Here is a 4,880-nt window from a genome sequence, read left to right on the forward strand (position 1 = left end):
AAAATAGGATGTGGAAACTCCACTTTTTGTTTATAGGGCCCAAAAGCGCAAAATTTCAGGCTCTTTTGATTTTACAGAAAGAAATTTACATCTTCTTGGCACTCCCTTGAATGGTTTTCTTTTGGTGATGGTCAAGAACCGGATAATCCGCAAGATAAGGAGCATTTCGTTTATGAAGCATGGGGCAATTGGCTGAATTATGAATATTTTGTAGAAAATGGAATGACGAAGTATCTGTGCAACTTAATAGAAGAACCTAACATGAGTCTTTATTCGTATAGCGACATTGTCAATATGGATTTGAAATGTTTTTATGTTACGTATGACATTTCTTTATAGAATCATGTATTTATGAATTATTTGAGAGATTATGAGTCGAACTGAAAAAGCACATGCACACAAGTGTCCGGGCATTCGCTATGCTGCCGCTTCGCATCGCGCAAAAACTAAGGCAGCTCGTTCTGCGAGTAAAAGCGAAATAAAGAAAATGTCAGATCCAGAAGCGTTGGAGTTCTCTTTTGAACAAAAAAGGCGCAATCGTCCTAATCGTTCTGGTAGTAGAGGCTACTTGAATCCTTTAATAAGCGAAACAGAGTTTCTTAAAGGTATGCGTTCTGCTAGGCAATCGATTACAAATGATGTGCAACCTTGGCCAGAATACATCGTTATTGATAAATCTTTGCATAAAGATATCAGGAATCGAGTAAAGCAAAAAGACCCAAATTTCGAAGGCGATGTGTATCAAGCTTTACTCCATCTATCCGATGAAGAATTGGCAGAATGTATTCATTGTTTTTATGCAAGCAAAGGATTAAAGGGGACTAAACGATAGATTATTTGCCGCCGTCTATGGTACATACAATCATTTCTTTCCCGAGATTGCGTAGTCGCTTGATATTTTCGCTTGTCCCTATACTTTTTGAATCCCAAAGAGCTATGCCGTAATCGCAGTCTTTGCTCATTTCAATATCCTTGACATATTGGAAATCTCGTCCGGTGAGGCCTTTCGAAAGTTCTATACAAGAATGAATATCCCCTTTTTCTAAGAAGAAGTTTCTTGGTTTCTCTGCGCTGCAATATACGGTCACATTCGGATAATTGATGTCTGCAAGGTGCTTTTGGACGGCTGCATCAACTCCATAGCAGTCGCCAACTAAGATTTCGGATCTTTCCTGAACTGCGTGTGAAAGATGCTCTAAGAATTCAATGCTCAATGCCGAAATGGACTTTGAACCCGAAACAAAAACTTTTTTAGCCGGTTTCATCATACCCCAATTATACATAAATATTGCCCTTGCATACAAAAAAATGTATATTGACCACACTATGTCAATGCCTGTCGATATTGAAACGCTTCTGAACAAACAGAAAATCGAAAGCGATAGAATCGAGTTTAAGAAAGGTTGGAATCCGACCTCTATTTACCATTCAATTTGTGCGTTTGCCAACGATTTTGACAATTTAGGTGGCGGTTACATTCTTGTTGGTGTTGAACAGAATGAAAAAGGCGTTGCTAAACGACCTGTTTACGGTGTCAAAGATGAGGAAATAGACCGCATTTTAAAGGATATGGTGGGCTTCAACAATAAGTTTGACCCGTACTATTTGCCGCGAACATCCGTAGAATTTGTTGATGGGAAAAATGTATTGGCAATTTGGGTTCCTAGCGGAGTGAACAGGCCTTATGCAATCCCAACAGATGTGACGGTCAAGGGAAAGTCCGAGAAGGCTTATTATATTCGTTCTGGAACAAGTTCCATTGTTGCAAAAGGCGAAGCTCTTGATCAGTTACGGGATATGGCTAATCGCATTCCGTTTGATGAACGCCCTAATCCGAGTATAGCCCTGTCTGACATCTCTATGATTTTGCTTCGCGATTATCTGGCGAAAGTCAACAGCAAGTTGGAACAGGACCTTTTCAAGCAGCCTCTTGAACAAACTTTAGAGCAGATGGATTTGATGGCTGGCCCGATCGAGAATAGGATGCTGAAGAATGTGGCCGCAATGATGTTTTGCGAACATCCAGAAAAGTTCTTTAAGTATGCACAGACAGATATAGTCATTTTCCCAGAAGGCCGTGTCAACGGACCTGACAATTTTAGTGAGACAACTATTTACGGGAGTGTCCCGCAGCAGGTGAAGGGAGCGTTGACCTATCTGAAAAACACGCTCATTCGCGAATATGTCGTAAAGCAGAAGGATGTTCCCGAAAGCCTCCGTTTCTTCAATTATCCAATTCAGGCTTTGGAAGAAGCGATTGTGAACGCACTGTATCATCGTGACTACCAGCAGTATGAACCGGTTGAAATTTCGGTTGAGCCGGAAGGAATTCATATCCTTAGTTTCCCTGGGCCTAATCGTACTATTCCAGAATCCGCCATTGAAGCGGGGGATAAGCTAATATCCAGACGCTATCGTAACCGTCGCCTTGGCGATTTTTTGAAAGAACTAGAGTTGACGGAAGGGCGTTCTACCGGTATTCCGACCATTCAGCGTGAACTGAAAAACAATGGTTCGCCTCGTGCAGTTATCGAAACGAACGAAGAACGCGACTTTATCAACGTGTTTATCCCTGTTCATGAAGGCTGTGGTGACATTGTTTTGCTCAATGGACAAGAAAATGTCACCAAAAATGTCACCAAAAATGTCACCAAAAAGTCCGAGGCTCGCCAGAACCGAATTTTGGCCTTTTTACGCGAAAATCCGCAAATTACAGTAGTTCAAATGGCTCAGGAAATTGGTGTGACAACAAGAACTATTAAGCGAGATACCGAATTTTTAATGAAAAACGGAAAGTTAGCTCGCGATGGTGGCTATAGAAATGGACGTTGGATTGTATTGAAAAATGGCCGGAATTAGCCAATTTAGGCAATTTTCGCCTTTTTTATAAAAATTTCGGGCTGAATAGGGCTTTTTTCTGAATATATAAGTTATTTTTAAAGCGTAAAAGAGTTTTTGCTCTTGTTCTCACATTGAAATCTGCAAATTTCACAAGAACGAGGACAAGGCGAACGCTCACGCAGGTATGCCGTTTTGCGGTGTACTTCAGTTTGCTGTACTGACTTTTCGGTCAGGTTTTGGTCGTTTAGACCAAGGGCAACAGCCCGTTTGGGGCGTGGGTCGTTTGCGTTTATCGTTCTTAGGCATTGCAGAGCCTCAATGTGGTAAACGCAGCGATCTACGCCTTTTCTTGTATTTATACAAAAATTGGCGAAGTTCTTTGTTGAATTGGGGCGAAACTCCATAGGTGTAAACGATGGAGATTGTTATGGCTAAAGCTACCGGAAGGAATCAAGACAAGGGTGATGAAAGACCTCCTAAATATCTATATCGCTACATTCCGTTTGAGCGGTTAGCTGAAATCCTAATGAGAAGGGAAATTCCTATTCCTCGTCCGCAGGATTGGAATGATCAACATGATTTGAGAAATTCCATTCGGGGTGCAGATGCTGACGATGTAGTTGGCATAGCTTGTTTTACTAGTAAATGCGGAACCAGCTTTCATTGGGATTTATTTGCTAAGTATGGTGTTCGCTTAGCTTTTGATAAGAAGAAATTAAAAGAAAGAGTAGAACATGCTGAAGCAAAATTGCAAAAAGTGAATTACTGTTCTAATGATGAATATATTGATGCATTGAATAATGGCAAACCACTTCTTTTTGTAAAACGAAATCAATATAAGCCAGAACGAGAATGGCGTATTACTTGCCAAATATCCAAGGAAAAAATGGCTACAGAAAATGTCGTGAAGTTCATTCCTTTTGAATGGGGTGATTTAAAAAAAATCACAATTTCTCCACATTATAGCATTTCCGATTACTATTTCTATAAGGCGATGATTTTGAATATGCTAGAATCTGTTGGCGCAAAAAATGTACAGGTTCTTCGTTCGCCTCTTTTTGAATCAAAGAAAATAAAAAATGCAGAAGCAGAACTGGATCTTGAGGAGGATGAAAAATGATTGGATCAATTGTGGGATATGGAATTGTTATAATTATTGGATTGGTAGTTTTGCTTTTTGTTATAGGCTTGTTTGCTGGTGTTGTAGATAAAATTACAAGGTTAAAACGAGAGGGAAAACTTCCGATTTTGGTTATTGTAGAATTGATTTCGACAATTATTTTTGTTGTTTCCCTTATTCAATGGAATAAAACCCCATATGGCTTTTGGGGAGGATCAATACTACTATCTTCAGTGTTGATGATAGGTTTCTTTTTCTTTTATGGTTCTGAATTCAAAAGAGATGAGAACGAGCCTGGTTCAAATGAAGTTGATTCTTTATTTGACAATTTGAATACGCGGAGAAACCAGCTTTCTTCGGCATCTATTTTGAAGAGTAGTAATAATTCTATGCAAACCAATCATTCTTATGTGAGAAAACAACAAATGGTTTCTAGTTCTTGGAAGATTCAGTCTGAACCAGTTGGCTCTTGGTCAGAATATGGTAAAGATAAGAGAAATTATGCTGAGGAAAATGTTGAATTTATTGCTGATTTTTTGAAGAAAAATATGACATCTCAATTAAGGGACATAAATCCAACGGTTAGTATTTCGGAAACACAAACGCTAAAAGATATATATTTCGACACATATTTGCCTAGTAAAGATAAATATGAAAGAATAGAAATAGAAAAGACGACAAAAGGAAAAGAGCTAATACAGAATTTCGTGAAGATTGAAAAAAATGTTGCAGTTTGTTTGCTGCGTTTAAATAGTCAGATTCTAAGTAGTGTTGATGAAAATTATTCTATTCGGGCTATTGCTGAGTTGATTGAACCGCATTTGTGGACCATGCAGGAGTTTAATAAGAGGGTAGCATAAGCTACTATATTCATTGCGCAACCCCAAAAAGGTAAAACAATGGCAAAAGTCAACTACAA

5 protein-coding genes are annotated in these 4,880 nt (G+C 39.0%); 4 read left to right on the forward strand and 1 reads right to left on the reverse strand.

Annotation, left to right across the window (positions count from 1 at the left end; translation table 11 throughout):
• Positions 1-370 precede the first annotated feature (370 nt).
• Positions 371-832, forward strand: a complete 462-nt coding sequence (locus tag BUB22_RS16515; RefSeq protein ID WP_139259060.1) for a hypothetical protein — start codon at positions 371-373, stop codon at positions 830-832.
• 1 nt (position 833) lies between these two features.
• Here the strand turns inward: BUB22_RS16515 and BUB22_RS15815 are convergent, their stop codons facing one another.
• Entirely contained in the window at positions 834-1,268 is a 435-nt protein-coding gene (locus BUB22_RS15815; protein WP_254794777.1) for a hypothetical protein, read from the reverse strand.
• Positions 1,269-1,326: 58 nt separating this feature from the next.
• On the opposite strand from BUB22_RS15815, the gene BUB22_RS15820 reads away from it, so the two are divergent.
• The 3 genes from BUB22_RS15820 (at position 1,327) to BUB22_RS15830 (ending at position 4,821) form a co-directional block, all read left to right on the forward strand.
• Positions 1,327-2,859 (forward strand): RNA-binding domain-containing protein, encoded by a 1,533-nt coding sequence (locus tag BUB22_RS15820; RefSeq protein WP_073116633.1) that lies wholly within the window; start codon positions 1,327-1,329, stop codon positions 2,857-2,859.
• A gap of 409 nt (positions 2,860-3,268) precedes the next feature.
• Positions 3,269-3,961, forward strand: a complete 693-nt coding sequence (locus tag BUB22_RS15825) for a DUF2971 domain-containing protein (RefSeq protein WP_175547318.1) — start codon at positions 3,269-3,271, stop codon at positions 3,959-3,961.
• Positions 3,958-4,821, forward strand: coding sequence for a hypothetical protein (locus BUB22_RS15830; RefSeq protein ID WP_073116636.1), 864 nt, complete (start codon positions 3,958-3,960; stop codon positions 4,819-4,821). Before BUB22_RS15825 ends, BUB22_RS15830 begins: the two co-directional genes overlap by 4 nt.
• Positions 4,822-4,880 lie beyond the last annotated feature (59 nt).

This window comes from Fibrobacter sp. UWCM (assembly GCF_900129735.1).
In the GTDB taxonomy this organism is placed as follows: Bacteria; Fibrobacterota; Fibrobacteria; order Fibrobacterales; family Fibrobacteraceae; genus Fibrobacter.

Coding starts and splice junctions, on each gene's coding strand:
- BUB22_RS16515 (WP_139259060.1), top strand. CDS start 371: ATGAGTCGAACTGAAAAAGCACATGCACACAAGTGTCCGGGCATTCGC.
- BUB22_RS15815 (WP_254794777.1), bottom strand. CDS start 1,268: ATGATGAAACCGGCTAAAAAAGTTTTTGTTTCGGGTTCAAAGTCCATT.
- BUB22_RS15820 (WP_073116633.1), top strand. CDS start 1,327: ATGTCAATGCCTGTCGATATTGAAACGCTTCTGAACAAACAGAAAATC.
- BUB22_RS15825 (WP_175547318.1), top strand. CDS start 3,269: ATGGCTAAAGCTACCGGAAGGAATCAAGACAAGGGTGATGAAAGACCT.
- BUB22_RS15830 (WP_073116636.1), top strand. CDS start 3,958: ATGATTGGATCAATTGTGGGATATGGAATTGTTATAATTATTGGATTG.